We start from the raw sequence: 14,727 nt of genomic DNA, 5'->3' as shown, positions 1-14,727 counted from the left end.
CCCGTCCCCCCCGTCCCCCCGTCCGATGCGGGATCAAAAACGCGCCCGGGAACCCTCCGCGAGGAACGTTTTTGATCCCGCAGCCGGCTGGAACGGGAGGGGCGGGGGCGATCCGGGGGCGGGAGGGACGGGAGGGGGCGGGGGATGAGGTAGGATTGTGTGGTTTGTGTGCCGCTTCGGCGTGCGCAGAGACGACCACGGTTCGGAAACGCCGGATCTGTGGGAGAAGCGGATGCTCCGGTATCCGATTCGATGAAAGGAAAGAGAATGGCACCGAAGAAGAAGGTGACCGGCCTGATCAAGCTTCAGATCAACGCCGGTGCAGCCAACCCGGCGCCGCCGATCGGCCCCGCGCTCGGTCAGCATGGCGTCAACATCATGGAGTTCTGCAAGGCGTACAACGCCGCGACCGAGTCGCAGCGCGGCAACGTCATCCCCGTCGAGATCACCGTCTACGAGGACCGCAGCTTCACGTTCATCCTGAAGACCCCGCCCGCCGCGGAGCTCATCAAGAAGGCCGCTGGCGTCGCGAAGGGTTCTTCGACCCCGCACACCGTCAAGGTCGCGAAGATCACCAAGGACCAGGTCCGTCAGATCGCAGAGACCAAGCAGGCCGACCTGAACGCGAACGACGTCGAGGCCGCTATCTCGATCATCGCCGGCACCGCCCGTTCCATGGGCATCACGGTCGAGGGCTGAGGAGAATAATCATGGCTACCAAGTCCAAGGCTTACAAGGCTGCCGCCGAGAAGATCGAGGCAGACCGTTTCTACACCCCGGCCGAGGCCGTCGCCCTCGCGAAGGAGACCGGCTCGTCGAAGTTCGACTCGACCGTCGAGGTCGCGCTGAAGCTCGCTGTCGACCCCCGCAAGGCGGACCAGATGGTGCGCGGCACCGTCATCCTGCCCCACGGCACCGGTAAGACCGCCCGCGTCATCGTCTTCGCCACCGGCCCCGCGGCCGAGGCAGCGATCGCCGCAGGTGCGGATGAGGTCGGCGGCGCCGAGCTCATCCAGAAGGTCGCCGACGGCTGGACCAACTTCGACGCCGCGGTCTCCACCCCGGAGCTCATGGGCCAGGTCGGTCGTCTCGGAAAGGTGCTCGGACCGCGCGGTCTGATGCCGAACCCGAAGACCGGCACCGTGACCCCGAACCCGGCCAAGGCCGTCGAGGAGATCAAGGGCGGAAAGATCGAGTTCCGCGTCGACAAGCACGCCAACGTGCACTTCGTCGTCGGCAAGGCCTCCTTCACCGCAGAGCAGCTGGGCGAGAACATCGGCGCGGCGCTCGAGGAGATCGTCCGCCTCAAGCCGTCGAGCTCGAAGGGCCGTTACATCCAGAAGGGCGCCGTGTCGACCACGTTCGGCCCCGGCATCCCGCTGGACGTCAACGCCATCTGAGTCTGACTCGCAGAGAACGCCCCCGGGTTCGCCCGGGGGCGTTTTCGCGTCCCTGCACCCGGCCCGGCGTGCGCGGTGAAACGAAACGTCATCGGATGAGGGAAACCGCCGGCCCCCGCGTACTGTGAGGAAGTTCCCGCGCCGGTCACGTAAACTCGCACCGCGCTTCACACCCCAGGAGGGTCCATGTCCCGTCGTCTCATCGTCGTCACCGCACTCGTCGCCGCTGCCGCGGTGCTCACCGCCTGCAGCGGGTCGAGCACTCCCGCGAGTACTTCGGGCGGCGGAGACGGATCCGCGAACGCCGACTTCGGGCTGGTGCAGGAGGGCACGCTCACGGTCGCGACCGAAGGCACCTATCGGCCCTTCAGCTTCCACGACGACGGCGGCGCTGGCGACCTCACGGGCTTCGACGTGGAGATCATCCAGGCCGTCGCCGACAAGCTGGGCCTCGAGGTGAAGTTCCAGGAGACGCAGTGGGATGCGATCTTCGCCGGGCTGGATGCGGGACGGTTCGACGTCATCGCGAACCAGGTGTCGGTCAACGACGAGCGCGAGGCGAAGTACCTCTTCAGCACGCCGTACACGGTCTCGCCCGGCGTCATCGTGGTAGCGGACGACGACGACTCGATCTCGTCCTTCGCTGACCTCGATGGCAAGTCCACCGCGCAGTCGCTCACGAGCAACTGGTATGAGCTGGCCACGGATTCGGGGGCCAAGGTCGAAGCGGTCGAGGGCTGGGCTCAAGCCGTCGAGCTGCTGCGCCAGGGGCGTGTGGATGCGACGGTCAACGACAAGCTGACCTTCCTCGACTACGAGACCACCAACAGCCCCACCGGCCTGAAGATCGCGGCCGAGACGGACGAGGCCGGCACCCAGGCCTTCGTCTTCACCAAAGACAAGGAGGCGCTGGTCGAGGCCGTCGACGGCGCGCTCGAGGAGCTCCGCGCCGACGGCACCCTGGCCGAGATCAGCGACAAGTACTTCGGCGAAGACGTCACGAAGTAGCCGATGGAGAGTCCCTGGCAGCTGTTCCTCGATGCGCTCGGGCCGATCGCCTGGGCGGGTCTGACGGCGACGGTGCCGCTCGCGTTGCTGTCGTTCGCGCTGGGACTCGCGATCGCGGTCGGTGTCGCGCTCATGCGGATCTCGGTGAATCCGGTGGTCGCGGGGGTCGCGCGCTTCTACATCTCCGTGATCCGGGGCACGCCCATGCTCGTGCAGCTGTTCGTGATCTTCTACGGCATGCCGTCGGTAGGGATCACGCTGGACCCGTGGCCGAGCGCGATCATCGCACTGTCGCTCAACGTCGGCGGCTACGGTGCCGAGGTCGTGCGTGCGGCGATCCTCTCCGTCCCGAAGGGGCAGTGGGAGGCCGCGTACACGGTCGGCATGAATCGCACGCGGACGCTCACGCGCATCATCCTGCCCCAGGCGGCGCGGGTGTCGGTGCCGCCGCTGTCGAACACGTTCATCTCCCTCGTCAAGGACACCTCTCTCACCTCGCTGATCCTCGTCACGGAACTGTTCAAGGTGGCGCAGCAGATCGCCGCGACGACCCTCGAGTTCATGGTGGTGTACCTCGCGGCCGCGCTGGTCTACTGGGTGTTCTGCCTGGTGCTCTCCTTCGGACAGAGCGCCCTCGAGAGGAGGCTCGACAGCCGTGTCGCCCACTGAGAACACCACCGACGCCCTTCTCACCGCCCGCGGCCTCCGCAAGAGCTTCGGTGACAATGAGGTGCTGCGGGGCATCGATCTGACGCTGCACCGCGGCGAGGTCGTCGTGCTCATCGGCCCCAGCGGTTCCGGCAAGACCACCGTCCTGCGAGCGCTCAACGGACTCGAGACCCCGGATGCCGGCACGATCGTGGTCGCGGGTGGCCCCGACCTCGGCTTCGCCCCGTCGGCGAAGCCGTCGACGCGGGAGCAGAAACGCAAGCGGCTCGCGCTCCGGGACCGCTCCGCGATGGTGTTCCAGCATCACAACCTCTTCCCGCATCTCACCGTGCTCGAGAACGTCATCGAGGGGCCGTGGCGGGTGCAGGGGCGCCCCAAGGCCGAGGTCGTCGCCGAGGCGCTCGTGCTGCTCGACAGGGTGGGGCTGAGTGACAAGGCCGATGCGCGTCCGCATCAGCTCTCGGGTGGGCAGCAGCAACGGGTGGGCATCGTGCGTGCACTCGCCCTCAAGCCCGACCTGCTGCTGTTCGACGAGCCGACCAGCGCGCTCGACCCGGAACTGGTGGGCGAGGTGCTCCTGGTCATCAAGGAGCTCGCGGACGAGAACTGGACGATGGCGGTCGTGACCCACGAGCTGAGCTTCGCCCGCGAGGCCGCGGATCATGTGCTGTTCATGGACGGCGGGGTGGTCGTCGAACAGGGGCCTCCCGCCGAGCTCTTCCGCGCGCCGAAGCACGAGCGCACGCAGCGTTTCCTCACGCGCATCCTGCGCCCGCTCGACGGCGCCTGACCACTCGCGGTCGCGGGCGACGGCTGGAAGGATGACGTGATGGGCACCATCGACGACTACCTCGCTGAACTCGACCCCGCGGATCGTGAGGCGATCGACCGGGTCTACGCGGTCGCCCGCCGGGAGGTTCCGGATGCGGAACAGGGCAAGGGATACGGCATGCCGGCACTCGTGCACCGCGGCAAGGCACTCCTCTCGGTGATGCGCGCCAAGAAGCACATCGGCATCTACCCGTTCAGCCCGGACGCGGTCGCGGCGGTCGCGGGCCTGCTCGAGGGCAGTCCCGGGATCAGCGTCGACAAGGGCACCATCCGATTCCAGCCCGAGCATCCGATCCCGACCGCGGTGCTCGAGAGCCTCGTGCGGGCGCGGCTCGCACAGATCGACGGAGCGTGAACGCCGTCAGCCCCCAAGCACCGGAAGCACGAGGCTGACCGCGATCGTGATCATCACCACGGCGATCACGGCATCGAGGATGCGCCAGGAGAGTGGGGTGCGCAGCCAGCGTCCGAGATAGCGCGCGCCGAAGCCGAGCGCGGTGAACCACAGGATGCTCGCGGCGATCGCTCCGCCGGCGAACAGCCAGCGGTCGTCGCCGTGCGTGGCCGCGATCGATCCCAGCATCAGAACCGTGTCGAGGTACACGTGCGGATTGAGCCATGTGAGCGCGAGGGTCGTCAGGACGACCGGTGCCAGTCGTGGGCGGACGAGCGTCGGCGTCGCGCTGTGGGGGAGCGGCGCGCTCGGATCCACGGCTTCCGTCCCGTCCACCCGGAGCTCCTCCCCGCCGCGCCACGCACGACGTGCGGCGAGGACGCCGTAGGTCAGCAGGAACAGTGCGCCCGCCCACCGGGCCACGACCACGAGCCACGGGGCCGCCGAGAGGACGAAGCCCAGCCCCGCCACCCCGGCGGCGATCAGGGCGGCGTCGGAGGCGGCGCAGATGATCACGACGGCGAGCACGTGCTCCCGGCGGATCCCTTGACGCAGCACGAAGACGTTCTGCGCGCCGATGGCGACGATGAGAGAGAGTCCGAGTCCGAGCCCGGCGAGGACGGTGAGCACGGGTTCAGCCTAGGAACCGTTGGACATGAGAGGAAGCGATGGTTTCTTCAGAACCATTAGTATCCCTAATGTGAGGATCGACCCGGAATTGGCCACCACCCTTGCCGCGATCGTCGATGAGGGGACGTTGGACGCCGCATCGAGGCGTCTGCGGATCACGCCGTCCGCGGTGAGTCAGCGGCTGAAGATGCTCGAGCAGCAGCTCGGCCGCATCCTGCTCGTGCGCGCCAAGCCCGCGCGGGTGACGGAGGCGGGGGAAGCGGTCGTGCGGCTGGCGCGACAGGTCGCCCTGCTCGAACACGATGCTCTGCTCGGCGTGGGCATCGACGAGGCCGGCGGGACGCGTCGCATCAGCATCCCGCTGGCCGTGAACGCCGACTCGATGGCGACGTGGTTCCTCGCTCCGCTCGCGCGTCTGTCCGCCGGGCACGACATCGACTTCGATCTGCATCGTGATGATCAGAACTTCACCGCCAGATTGCTGGAGTCGGGCACCGTGATGGCTGCGGTCACCAGCGAGGCGGCTCCCGTCGCCGGGTGCTCGGTGTCGCCGCTCGGGGTGCTCGAATACCGGGCGATGGCGGAGCCGGGGTTCGCGGCGCGTTGGTTCCCCGAGGGGGTCACGACGGAGGCGTTGGGGTCGGCCCCCTTCGTGGACTTCGACCGTCGAGACACGTTGCAACACGAGTGGCTGCGTGCGATGTCGGTCGGGCAGGAGGGCGTGCCACGGCACTACGTCCCCGCCTCGAACGACTACGCGCTCGCGGTCGGTCTGGGCCTCGGCTGGGGAATGGTCCCGCTGCTCCAAGAGCGACCGGGCCTGGTTCCGCTGGGTGGGCCGACTCTGCGCGTCGAGCTCTACTGGCAGCAGTGGAACCTGCGCTCGGAACTGCTCGACACCATCGCCGGGGAGGTCGCCGCCGAGGCCCGCCGTGTGCTCGGCGGCACAGGGGTCACGCAGACGGCTTCTCGTCCGGAGCCGCCCCGGAGGCCAGGGCGTGCAGCAGCCGGGTGAGGCTCCCGATGTCGGCGAGGCTCCACTCTGCGAGTGTCTCGAGCAACCGGCCCTCCTGCGGAAGCCGGGCGGCAGCGAGGCGCTGTGCACCCGTCGCCGTCAGCTGCAGCAGGAACGAACGGCCGTCGGTGGGATCCGCCGAGCGCTCGATCAGGCCGAGCTCCTCCAGCTCCCGCACCGTCCGGCTGACCTGCCCCTTGTCGATCAGCATCCGCTCGGACAGGGTCGACACCGTCACCATCTCGCAGCGCGCGATCGTGGTGAAGATCTTGTAGGCCCCGGGCAGCATCCCGGGGCTCACCCGGTTGGCGTTCTCGGTGATCACACGACGGAAATGCGTGATCAGTTCGCCGAACTCCGCTTCGAGGGCGCGGACCGCCTCGGCCCGCGCCTCCGGAGTGTCGAGCACGTCGTCAGCGGCCGGCATCGGATGCCGTATCGCCGCGGTCGTCGCCGGATCGGCTGATCACGGTCACGGAACCGGTGGGCGCTCCGGAGAGTGCCTCGGCGTCGGCGATCGCGACGTCTGCGGCATCCTCCACGGAACCGTCGACCGTCTGCTTTTCGGAGGCATCCGCCCGTGCGCGCTCGGAGGTCGTCATCGTGGTGAGCGGACGGTTTGGAAGGAACAGGATCGCGATCAGGCTGATCACCGCGAGCGGGATGCCGATCAGGAACGCGTGCGAGATGGCCTGCGCGTAGAAGTCCTCGATGATCGAGCGCACGGGCTCGGGGAGGAGCCGGACCTGGGGAAGAGTGCCGGACGAGAGCTGTGCGGCGACCTCGGCGCCCTTGTCCCCGAGCTTCGCGATCGCCGCGCCGATGCGCTCCTTGCCGTCGGAGAACAGTCCGGTGAGGCTGTTCGCGAGCACGGCGCCCATGACCGAAACGCCGATCGTGCCCCCGAGGCTGCGGAAGAACGTCACTCCGGAGCTGGAGACGCCCATCTCACTCGGCTTCGCGACGTTCTGGACGATGAGGACGAGGTTCTGCATCGTCATGCCGACGCCCGCGCCCATCACGAACATGTAGATCGAGACGAGGATGAAGTTCGTGTCGTAGTGCAGCGTCGACAGCATCACGGAGCCCGCGATCAGCAGCACCGAGCCGAGGATCAGGTACCCCTTCCACTTGCCGAAGCGGGTCACCAGCTGACCGACGACCATCGAGGAGATGAGCAGGCCGGCCATCATCGGCAGCGTCATCAGTCCGGCCTCGGTGGGGGTGGCGCCGCGCGACAGCTGCATGTACTGCGCGAGGTAGACCGAGGTTCCGAACATCGCGACGCCGATGGAGATCGATGCCAGCACCGACAGGGTGAACGTACGGCCGCGGAACAGCGTGAGGGGGATGAGCGGCTCGCGCACCTTGAGCTCGACGATGATGAACGCGATGGTCGCGATGATCGCCGCGCCCACCATCAGCACGGTCTCGGTGCCCCACCAGTCGAAGGTCGAGCCTGCGTTGGTGATCCAGATGAGGATGAGCGAGACGGCGGCCGAGAGCAGCACGATGCCGACGTAGTCGATCGAGACCTTGCGCGTGCGCTCGGTGCTGATGCGCAGCGTCTTCTGCAGGATGATCAGGGCGGCGACGGCGAAGGGGAGCGCGATGAAGAAGTTCCAGCGCCAGTTCGCGACGTCGGTGATCCACCCGCCGAGCAGGGGGCCGCCCACGGTCGCGACGGCCATCACGGCGCCGAACAGGCCCATGTAGCGGCCGCGCTCACGCGGACTGATGATGTCGGCCATGATGACCTGGCTGAGGGCGGCCAGTCCGCCACCGCCGATGCCCTGGATGGCGCGGAACGCGATGAGCGTGTTCGTGTCCTGCGCGAACCCGGCGGCGGCCGTCGCACCCACGAAGATGACGAGGGCGAGCTGGATCAGCAGCTTGCGGTTGAACAGATCGGCGAGCTTGCCCCAGATCGGTGTGGAGATCGCCGTGGTGAGGAGCGTCGCGGTGATGACCCAGGTGTAGGCGGCCTGGTCTCCGCCGAGGTCGTGGACGATGACCGGCATCGAGGTGGACACCACCGTCGTCGCGATCATCGAGACGAACATGCCCAGAAGGAGCCCGGTGAGGGCCTCGAGCACCTGCCGGTGCGTCATCTTGACGGGGGAGTCCGTGGTCATGCGGGACCTTTCGCTGTCGTGAACGGGGATGCGGCGACGGCTCTGGCGCGCACGAGATGGTTGAACTGGGTCAACTATACGTCGATCGTTGATTTACGTCAACCATCTTCGACTGCGGAGGGACTGCGCGCGATGAGCGCGGAGCATGCGCGAAATCGCCTTGTCCTGTTCGGAGGCGTGGATGAGGATGAGGGCACAGCGGGGATGCGGGGCTTCTGAGGGGCAGCCGTTCTCGGACATCCACGCGATCGCCTGATTCCTGAGGGGGACACCGATGGCTAGCAAAGAGACACAGCGCAAGGTTCTCGCGGTCCTGGCAGGCGGACTCGTCCTCGGCGTGGGCGTCGCCGTCACGCTCGCCGCGTGGAACGACTCCGAGTTCGCCAACGGCACCTTCACCGCCGGCGCTTTCAACCTGGAGGGATCGACGGACGGCACGACGTTCAGCGATCACAACACCGACGACGGAGACGCGGCGGCGACGCTGGCCTTCAGCCTGCCGGCGGGGGTCGTCGACAACATGTCGCCCACCGACTCGGTCTACGCCGGCTTCTGGGTGCGGTTGGCGGCGGGGACGACGAGTGCGGCCGATCTCGAGGCCGACGGCACCACGGCAGACGCCGCAGGCACCTCCAACTCGGACCACCTGTCGTATCAGATCTATCAGCTCGCACCCGGGGACACCTGCGACGCCACGACCGCCGTCGGCACGCCGATCGCGACGGGCGCCACCCTCGACGCGCAGACCGGGGTGACCGCGGTGGCGCTCGCTCCCGGGGCGACCGCGATCGATCCCGGCGTCGACGTGCAGCTGTGCATCAAGGTGACCGCGGACGCCGACCTCGAACCCTCACTGGTGACCGACGCCACGTGGAAGTTCACGGCGACGTCGACGAACTGAGTCCTCTGATGGTCACCCGCAGAGAGATGCGGGAGAAGCGGCGACTGCGCTCCCGTCGCATCCGGGCCCTCCTCGCGGGCGGACTGGTGCTCGGCGTCGGCGCGGCCGCGACCCTCGCCGCCTGGAACGACTCGGAGTACGGCGCAGCGACGTTCACCGCCGGACGGTTCGACATCGTCGGTGCTGCGGATGGGGCGACGTTCTCCAGCCACGCGACCACCGGCACGGCATCCACTCTGACCTTCCAGCTTCCGCCCACCGCGATGGCGCCGGGGACGACGACCTATGCGCTGCTCAGCGTGAAGACTGCTAACCCGTCGGTGGCGGGGACCCTGCAGTTCACGGCCGGGACCCCCGGTGGCACCGGGTTGGCAGCGCATCTGACCTATGGGGTGCGCACGATCGCCGGGACCGCGTGCAATGCGACGACGTACGCCGCGGGAACCTCCGTCGTGACCGACGGTTCCGCCCTCACGGCAGGAGGCGCCTCGACCCAGGCGGTGAGCGCCAACGGTGCCGCGCAGGTCAACTACTGCATCGCCGTCACGCTGCCGACCACCGCGCTCAACGCCGCGCAGGGGCTCACGATGACGCAGACCTGGCACATCCAGGGGACGTCGTCGTGACGCAGCTGACCCGGCGCACCGCGCGCGCACAGGCGGAAGGGATTCGCGCGGACGACGGCGCCGACGTCCGGACCCCGGCACGTGTCCGACCCCGACCCGGTCGGATGATCGGCGATGCGCTCCTCTGGCTCGCCGCGCTGGCCGGCGTGATCTGCATCGTGCTCGTGGTCCTGGCGTTCACGGCGCAGATCACCCTGATCCTGTTCCGGACAGGGTCGATGTCGCCCACGATCCCCGCCGGATCCGTAGCAGTGGTGCAGCGGATCCCGGCGAGTGGGATCGAGGTCGGAGACGTCGTGACCGTGGACCGCGTCGGAGAGCTTCCGGTGACGCACCGCGTCACGACCATCGCACCCGGGGTCGGGCCTGAAGAGCGGATCATCACCATGCGCGGAGATGCGAACGCCTCGGAGGATCCCTTCCCGTACACGGTCTCCAGCGTGCGGATCGTCCTGTTCTCGGTTCCCGGCGTCACGACGCTGATCGTCGGCATGGGCAACCCCGTCGTGCTAGGCACGCTGACCCTGGCGGCGACGACGCTGGTCGTCTGGGCGTTCTGGCCCCGCACGCATCGTCGTGCGGATCGGGGCGGTCGTATCGGAGCGGGCGGGCGAGGCGGATGAGGCGTGTCTTCGGGATCCTCACGATCGCGGCCGCCGCGGTCATGACGCCGAGCGCTGCCTGGGCGGCGCCGACCACGCAGGTCATCCAGGGAGAGGTGCTCCGCCTCGTCTCGGTGGCGGACTGGGATGCCGCGGCCGGCCTGCTTCCCGGGGCGCCGGTGCGATGGGACGTCGCTGTGAGCGCGGATGCTCCCGATCCCGGTGTGGTGCGGATCGGCGTGAGTGCGACCGGCACGGCCCGACTGCTCGTCGACATCTCGACGTGCTCGCGGGCCTGGCGCGATGCCGGGTGCCCCGGGTCGGAGACGGTGCTGCGCACGGAGTGGCGGATTCCGCGGGACGGTGCCGTGGTCCCGCTCGCCGAGATCAGCGACGCCGACACCGCCCATCTGCGCCTCTCCGTCGCCCTCGACCCGACCGACGGTGCGGGCAGCACTGACCTGCGCGTGATCGCGACGGGGGCGGGGGAGACCGCGGACGTCGGGCCCGGAGGAGGCCTCGCGAGCACCGGCCCCGCGCCCGGGGCTCGCTGGGCGGTCGTCGGCGGTGTCCTTCTCGCGGTGGGGGGCGGTGCGCTCGCCGTCCTACGCCGGCGTCGGGCGGAGGCAGAACTCGGAGAGCGGCCATGAGAGGCGGGCGGCGGCGGATCCTCGCGGGCGCGGTCGGCGTCGCGATCCTGGTCGGAGTCGCGTCGTTCCCGCCGGTGGAGTCGACCGAGGCGAGGTTCACCGACAGCGAGTACGGCGCGGGAGCCTTCACCGCGGCGACCCTCCCGACCCCGGTGGTCGCATCCTGCACGGTGACGAGTTTCCTCGGGACCTTCACCGGGTTCACGATCACGTGGACATCGCCCGCTGTGAAGCTCCAACAGCGCTTCTCCATCAACGGCGTCGTCGTGGACAACACCAACGTCACGCAGACCGGGACCGGCCCCTACACGTACTCGTCGACGATCAGTTCCGGACTGCTGAACACGCTCCTGGGAAGCCTCCTGGGCTCGACCAACACAGTGAGGGTCGAGACCATCTACCCCGGAACATCGTGGCTCTCACCGGCGGCGACGCGCTCCCTGTCCGTGGGCGGACTGCTCGGGCTCGGCGGCAACAACACCTGCACCTGAGCCGGGCCCTGCTCCGCCGCACAGGGTCGGCGAGGGGCCGTCGGCGAGCGTCAGTCGGCGAGGGCCAGCGCGCGGAAGGCGTCTCGTTCGCGCAGCTGCTCGCGGCGGCTCACTGCAGGGTCCGCGGTCCGACTCGGGACCTGTTGGCCGGTCGTGCGCCGATAGAGCTCGTCGATGAGATCGGTCGCGAGGCCGACGAGCTTGGCGATCTCACGGTCGTCCCGGTCGATCCACACGCACCGGGGCTCGTCGTGGATCGGGGCGAAGTCGACGTGCTCCTCCCACACGAACAGCGTCCGCTCGGCGCCGAGCACGTGCTGCTGCCACCACACCTGGCGCAGGTAGGTGCGCGGGATCCCGCGGAACGCCTTGTTCGTCGTCTTGATCTCGGCGAGCTTCACGCGGCCCTCGGCATCGACCGCGATGCCGTCGGGCGTGGCGAGGTGGCGGTGCTCGACCTCGGCGCGGAAGAGGGCGGAGGAGGGGAGGATGCCATGGGTCGCGGCGACCCAGGCGGCGATCTCGGGTTCGCGACGGCGACCGTGGTCGGTGTACGCGTTGCCGCCGAAGCGCGGGCCGCCGCCGAGCTTCGAGTCCGCAGCCCGGGCGATCGACCTCTCGGAGGTGAGTCCGGCGACGTCGGTGGCCGTGATCCCGCGCGAGCGAGCCCGCATCCATGCCACGCGATCGCGAGAGTCCGCGACGATGCGTGCAGCGAGTTCCGGGGTCACCCTTCGACCCTAACCCCGCTCGCCGACCCTTCCCCTCCCACACGCCGTCCTCTCTCCCGTCCCTCCCCGCCCCGTCCCTCCCCTCCCCTCCCGTCCCTCCCTCCCCTCCCCGTCCCTCCCCGTTTCGGTCGACGCCCCCTCTGCTCGTCCGCGCCCCCGCGTGCTTGCGCAATTCAGCGGGGGTGCGGACGGTCAGAGGGGGTGTGGGGCGGTTGCGACTCTTCCTGCACCAATCAGGCGACCTCGAGACCTGGGCTCGACCCTGTGAGCGACGGTGGCAGGGGGCGTCGGAGGCCTCACGATGACGGGATGCCGAACAGGATCGATGTCACCGACGTCCGCTCGCTCCTCAGAACGCGGGGCGAGTTGCTCGTGAAGGGGCACACGGAACGGGAGATCGGATCGCGTGTCGCTGCGGGGTCCCTCCGCCGAGTGCGCCGGGGTCGCTACGTCGAGGCCGACCGATGGGACGGGCTCTGGAACGAGGGGCGTCATCTCGTCGAAGTGGTTGCGACCGCTCTCAACTCCGACGGTCCGGGGCCGGTGTTCTGGGGGCCGTCCGCCGCGGTCCTGCACGGCCTTCCGTTATATCGGCTGGCGCCCCGGAAGGTCCATGTGGTCATCGCCGGGGCCCGGCATGGGAGGACCCGGTCCGGGGTGATGTGGCACGACGTCGAGGTTCCTCCCGCGGAGGTCGTCGACGTCGATGGCATCAGGTGCACGTCGCTCGACCGCACGATCCTCGACCTGGCCTGCTCGAGCCGCGAGGAGGTCGGGTTGTCCGCCGCGGATGCCGCACTCCGTCGCGAGGCCGTCTCGGGTCAGGTCCAGGACTCCGGGGCGGTCGAGGGCTGGCGGGCACGGATGATGGTGCGAGCGCTCCGCTCGCACTCGCGGGGCGTGCGCCGGGCGCGACGGGTGATCGAGTTCGCCGACGGACGTGCACAGCTGCCGGGTGAGAGCGTCAGTCGCCTGCAGCTGCACAGGCTCGGCTTCGCGGCGCCCGAACTGCAGGTGCACGTGCGCGGGCCGGGAGGGGAGGACTACTGGGTCGATTTCGGGTTCCGTCGCTCGCACTGTTTCGGCGAGTTCGACGGAGAGGACAAGTACCGCGACGCCATCCTTCGCCGAGGACGGAGCGTCGAGGAGGTCGTGCTCGAGGAGAAGCGCCGGGAAGACGCGATCCGAGGGGTGACCGGATGGCGGATGGTCCGGTGGGGGTCGTCCGACATCGCCTCCCCGGATGCGCTCGGCGCCACGCTCTCCGCGTACGGCATCCGCCCTCCCGGTTAGCCCCGCGTCGACGCCCCCGCACGCCGCCGAGACCCCGTCGGGTTCGCGGGGCGCAGGAGGGGCCTCGGCGCTCAGAGGGGGTGTCGGCATTCGGAGACCGGCATTCGGAGACCGGCATTCGGGGACCGGGAGGAGAAGGGGACCGGGGAGTGGATTTGGGGGAGGGGGATGCGTCGGGTACAGTTGTCGTAACCGAAGACCGCTGGTCATCGTCGTGAGCACATGCGCACAACGATCGAAGCTCTGCACAGCAGGGGCCCGCGCAGGACACGAACTTTCCAAAGCTCCGTGCGCTTGCGCCGGAGCTTTTTCTATGCAGGTGGTCCAGGTCGGCGCCCCACCACCGTGCGGCGCCTCGTACACACCAAGGAGTGACCATGGCGCAGAAGGATGCATCGGTCGCCGAGCTCACGAAGTCATTCGAGAACTCGACTGCCGTTCTGCTGACCGAGTACCGCGGTCTGACGGTTGCCCAGCTCAAGGAGCTGCGCAACAGCATCCGTCAGGACGCTGAGTACGCCGTGGTGAAGAACACGCTGACCAAGATCGCCGCCAACAAGGCTGGCATCTCCGCGCTGGACGACGACCTCAAGGGTCCGTCGGCTGTCGCGTTCGTGCACGGTGACTTCGTCGCCACCGCCAAGGCTCTGCGTGACTTCGCCAAGGCCAACCCGCTTCTCGTGATCAAGTCCGGCATCTTCGAGGGCAACGCCCTCACCGCGGACGAGGTCAACAAGTACGCCGCGCTCGAGAGCCGTGAGGTTCTGCTGGCGAAGGCTGCGGGCATGATGAAGGCGACGATGGGCAAGGCTGCCGCCACCATCGACGCTCTTCGCGAAAAGCTGGAGACCGCAGAGGCCGCGTAAGCGACCTGCGATCTCGTCTACAAACCCCATCTATCTAGGAGATACATCATGGCGAAGCTTTCCACCGAGGAACTGCTCGAGCAGTTCGCCGGCCTGACCCTCATCGAGCTCAACGAGTTCGTGAAGGCGTTCGAGGAGAAGTTCGAGGTCACCGCTGCTGCTCCCGTCGCCGTTGCCGGCGCTGCGGGTGGCGCAGGCGCTGCAGAGGCTGAGGAAGAGAAGGACTCCTTCGACGTCATCCTCGAGGCCGCTGGCGACAAGAAGATCCAGGTCATCAAGACCGTCCGCGAGCTCACCTCGCTGGGTCTCGGCGAGGCCAAGGCTGTCGTCGACGGTGCCCCGAAGGCCGTCCTCGAGGGCGCCAACAAGGAGACCGCCGAGAAGGCCAAGGCTGCTCTCGAAGAGGCCGGCGCGACGGTTACCCTCAAGTAATCACGCTTCAGCGTTTTCTGCGAAGGCCCCGGGTTCGCCCGGGGCCTTCGTGC

General features: G+C 68.6%; 19 protein-coding genes. 15 read left to right on the top strand and 4 right to left on the bottom strand.

The window, feature by feature from the left end:
* The first annotated feature begins 267 nt into the window (after nt 1-267).
* The 6 genes from rplK (at nt 268) to LRQ07_RS13430 (ending at nt 4,263) form a co-directional block, all read left to right on the top strand.
* Complete coding sequence (rplK, locus tag LRQ07_RS13455) at nt 268-699, top strand: 50S ribosomal protein L11 (protein ID WP_033106100.1); 432 nt, start codon at nt 268-270, stop codon at nt 697-699.
* Nucleotides 700-710: 11 nt separating this feature from the next.
* On the top strand, nt 711-1,400 hold the full coding sequence (rplA, locus tag LRQ07_RS13450; protein ID WP_047522875.1) for a 50S ribosomal protein L1: 690 nt from the start codon (nt 711-713) through the stop codon (nt 1,398-1,400).
* Between the two features lie 186 nt (nt 1,401-1,586).
* Nucleotides 1,587-2,408 carry an amino acid ABC transporter substrate-binding protein gene (locus LRQ07_RS13445; RefSeq protein WP_256534900.1) on the top strand — a complete coding sequence of 274 codons (822 nt, stop codon included), beginning with the start codon at nt 1,587-1,589 and terminating at the stop codon, nt 2,406-2,408.
* Between the two features lie 3 nt (nt 2,409-2,411).
* Entirely contained in the window at nt 2,412-3,077 is a 666-nt protein-coding gene (locus tag LRQ07_RS13440; protein WP_047522873.1) for an amino acid ABC transporter permease, read from the top strand.
* Nucleotides 3,064-3,867, top strand: a complete 804-nt coding sequence (locus LRQ07_RS13435) for an amino acid ABC transporter ATP-binding protein (RefSeq protein ID WP_256534899.1) — start codon at nt 3,064-3,066, stop codon at nt 3,865-3,867. Before LRQ07_RS13440 ends, LRQ07_RS13435 begins: the two co-directional genes overlap by 14 nt.
* A gap of 39 nt (nt 3,868-3,906) precedes the next feature.
* Nucleotides 3,907-4,263: an iron chaperone gene (locus LRQ07_RS13430; RefSeq protein ID WP_256534898.1), complete on the top strand. Its 357-nt coding sequence runs from the start codon at nt 3,907-3,909 to the stop codon at nt 4,261-4,263.
* Nucleotides 4,264-4,269: 6 nt separating this feature from the next.
* Here the strand turns inward: LRQ07_RS13430 and LRQ07_RS13425 are convergent, their stop codons facing one another.
* Nucleotides 4,270-4,932, bottom strand: a complete 663-nt coding sequence (locus LRQ07_RS13425) for a LysE/ArgO family amino acid transporter (protein WP_256534897.1) — start codon at nt 4,930-4,932, stop codon at nt 4,270-4,272.
* A gap of 70 nt (nt 4,933-5,002) precedes the next feature.
* Here LRQ07_RS13425 and LRQ07_RS13420 point away from each other — a divergent pair, with 70 nt between their 5' ends.
* Nucleotides 5,003-5,947, top strand: coding sequence for a LysR family transcriptional regulator ArgP (locus LRQ07_RS13420; RefSeq protein ID WP_194239284.1), 945 nt, complete (start codon nt 5,003-5,005; stop codon nt 5,945-5,947).
* Here the strand turns inward: LRQ07_RS13420 and LRQ07_RS13415 are convergent.
* Together LRQ07_RS13415 and LRQ07_RS13410 are read right to left on the bottom strand one after the other, a co-directional pair.
* Nucleotides 5,886-6,374: a MarR family winged helix-turn-helix transcriptional regulator gene (locus tag LRQ07_RS13415; RefSeq protein WP_248541130.1), complete on the bottom strand. Its 489-nt coding sequence runs from the start codon at nt 6,372-6,374 to the stop codon at nt 5,886-5,888. The two genes, LRQ07_RS13420 and LRQ07_RS13415, sit on opposite strands and share 62 nt — an antisense overlap.
* Nucleotides 6,361-8,082, bottom strand: a complete 1,722-nt coding sequence (locus LRQ07_RS13410) for an MDR family MFS transporter (RefSeq protein ID WP_256534896.1) — start codon at nt 8,080-8,082, stop codon at nt 6,361-6,363. Before LRQ07_RS13410 ends, LRQ07_RS13415 begins: the two co-directional genes overlap by 14 nt.
* 274 nt (nt 8,083-8,356) lie before the next feature.
* Between LRQ07_RS13410 and LRQ07_RS13405 the strand changes: the two genes are divergently transcribed.
* Genes LRQ07_RS13405 through LRQ07_RS13385 form a run of 5 tightly spaced genes read left to right on the top strand, consistent with a single transcriptional unit; the run spans nt 8,357 to nt 11,352 of the window.
* On the top strand, nt 8,357-8,983 hold the full coding sequence (locus tag LRQ07_RS13405; RefSeq protein WP_134352053.1) for a SipW-dependent-type signal peptide-containing protein: 627 nt from the start codon (nt 8,357-8,359) through the stop codon (nt 8,981-8,983).
* An 8-nt stretch (nt 8,984-8,991) separates the two neighbouring features.
* Nucleotides 8,992-9,609, top strand: a complete 618-nt coding sequence (locus LRQ07_RS13400) for a SipW-dependent-type signal peptide-containing protein (protein ID WP_256534895.1) — start codon at nt 8,992-8,994, stop codon at nt 9,607-9,609.
* Nucleotides 9,606-10,232, top strand: coding sequence for a signal peptidase I (locus tag LRQ07_RS13395; protein ID WP_256534894.1), 627 nt, complete (start codon nt 9,606-9,608; stop codon nt 10,230-10,232). The genes LRQ07_RS13400 and LRQ07_RS13395 overlap by 4 nt, the downstream gene beginning before the upstream one ends.
* The gene (locus LRQ07_RS13390) at nt 10,229-10,861 is read left to right on the top strand and encodes a hypothetical protein (protein ID WP_256534893.1); all 633 of its coding nucleotides are present in this window, start codon (nt 10,229-10,231) and stop codon (nt 10,859-10,861) included. The genes LRQ07_RS13395 and LRQ07_RS13390 overlap by 4 nt, the downstream gene beginning before the upstream one ends.
* Nucleotides 10,858-11,352, top strand: a complete 495-nt coding sequence (locus LRQ07_RS13385) for a hypothetical protein (RefSeq protein WP_256534892.1) — start codon at nt 10,858-10,860, stop codon at nt 11,350-11,352. Before LRQ07_RS13390 ends, LRQ07_RS13385 begins: the two co-directional genes overlap by 4 nt.
* Before the next feature lie 50 nt (nt 11,353-11,402).
* Here the strand turns inward: LRQ07_RS13385 and LRQ07_RS13380 are convergent, their stop codons facing one another.
* Complete coding sequence (locus tag LRQ07_RS13380) at nt 11,403-12,083, bottom strand: YqaJ viral recombinase family protein (RefSeq protein WP_232763568.1); 681 nt, start codon at nt 12,081-12,083, stop codon at nt 11,403-11,405.
* A 309-nt stretch (nt 12,084-12,392) separates the two neighbouring features.
* On the opposite strand from LRQ07_RS13380, the gene LRQ07_RS13375 reads away from it, so the two are divergent.
* The 3 genes from LRQ07_RS13375 to rplL all read left to right on the top strand — a co-directional run bounded on the left by LRQ07_RS13375 (nt 12,393) and on the right by rplL (nt 14,674).
* On the top strand, nt 12,393-13,376 hold the full coding sequence (locus tag LRQ07_RS13375; RefSeq protein WP_256534891.1) for a type IV toxin-antitoxin system AbiEi family antitoxin domain-containing protein: 984 nt from the start codon (nt 12,393-12,395) through the stop codon (nt 13,374-13,376).
* Nucleotides 13,377-13,753: 377 nt separating this feature from the next.
* Complete coding sequence (rplJ, locus tag LRQ07_RS13370; protein WP_017829129.1) at nt 13,754-14,242, top strand: 50S ribosomal protein L10; 489 nt, start codon at nt 13,754-13,756, stop codon at nt 14,240-14,242.
* Between the two features lie 48 nt (nt 14,243-14,290).
* Nucleotides 14,291-14,674 (top strand): 50S ribosomal protein L7/L12, encoded by a 384-nt coding sequence (gene rplL / locus LRQ07_RS13365; protein ID WP_017829128.1) that lies wholly within the window; start codon nt 14,291-14,293, stop codon nt 14,672-14,674.
* Nucleotides 14,675-14,727: the final 53 nt, after the last annotated feature.

It is taken from the genome of Microbacterium sp. J1-1 (genome assembly GCF_024498615.1).
GTDB classification, from domain to species: Bacteria; Actinomycetota; Actinomycetes; order Actinomycetales; family Microbacteriaceae; genus Microbacterium; species Microbacterium aurugineum.
The sequence above is the reverse complement of the archived record's forward strand: the minus strand, read 5'-3'. Positions and strand labels throughout refer to the sequence as shown.

Coding starts and splice junctions, on each gene's coding strand:
- rplK (WP_033106100.1), top strand. CDS start 268: ATGGCACCGAAGAAGAAGGTGACCGGCCTGATCAAGCTTCAGATCAAC.
- rplA (WP_047522875.1), top strand. CDS start 711: ATGGCTACCAAGTCCAAGGCTTACAAGGCTGCCGCCGAGAAGATCGAG.
- LRQ07_RS13445 (WP_256534900.1), top strand. CDS start 1,587: ATGTCCCGTCGTCTCATCGTCGTCACCGCACTCGTCGCCGCTGCCGCG.
- LRQ07_RS13440 (WP_047522873.1), top strand. CDS start 2,412: ATGGAGAGTCCCTGGCAGCTGTTCCTCGATGCGCTCGGGCCGATCGCC.
- LRQ07_RS13430 (WP_256534898.1), top strand. CDS start 3,907: ATGGGCACCATCGACGACTACCTCGCTGAACTCGACCCCGCGGATCGT.
- LRQ07_RS13415 (WP_248541130.1), bottom strand. CDS start 6,374: ATGCCGGCCGCTGACGACGTGCTCGACACTCCGGAGGCGCGGGCCGAG.
- LRQ07_RS13410 (WP_256534896.1), bottom strand. CDS start 8,082: ATGACCACGGACTCCCCCGTCAAGATGACGCACCGGCAGGTGCTCGAG.
- LRQ07_RS13405 (WP_134352053.1), top strand. CDS start 8,357: ATGGCTAGCAAAGAGACACAGCGCAAGGTTCTCGCGGTCCTGGCAGGC.
- LRQ07_RS13400 (WP_256534895.1), top strand. CDS start 8,992: ATGGTCACCCGCAGAGAGATGCGGGAGAAGCGGCGACTGCGCTCCCGT.
- LRQ07_RS13390 (WP_256534893.1), top strand. CDS start 10,229: ATGAGGCGTGTCTTCGGGATCCTCACGATCGCGGCCGCCGCGGTCATG.
- LRQ07_RS13385 (WP_256534892.1), top strand. CDS start 10,858: ATGAGAGGCGGGCGGCGGCGGATCCTCGCGGGCGCGGTCGGCGTCGCG.
- LRQ07_RS13375 (WP_256534891.1), top strand. CDS start 12,393: ATGCCGAACAGGATCGATGTCACCGACGTCCGCTCGCTCCTCAGAACG.
- rplJ (WP_017829129.1), top strand. CDS start 13,754: ATGGCGCAGAAGGATGCATCGGTCGCCGAGCTCACGAAGTCATTCGAG.
- rplL (WP_017829128.1), top strand. CDS start 14,291: ATGGCGAAGCTTTCCACCGAGGAACTGCTCGAGCAGTTCGCCGGCCTG.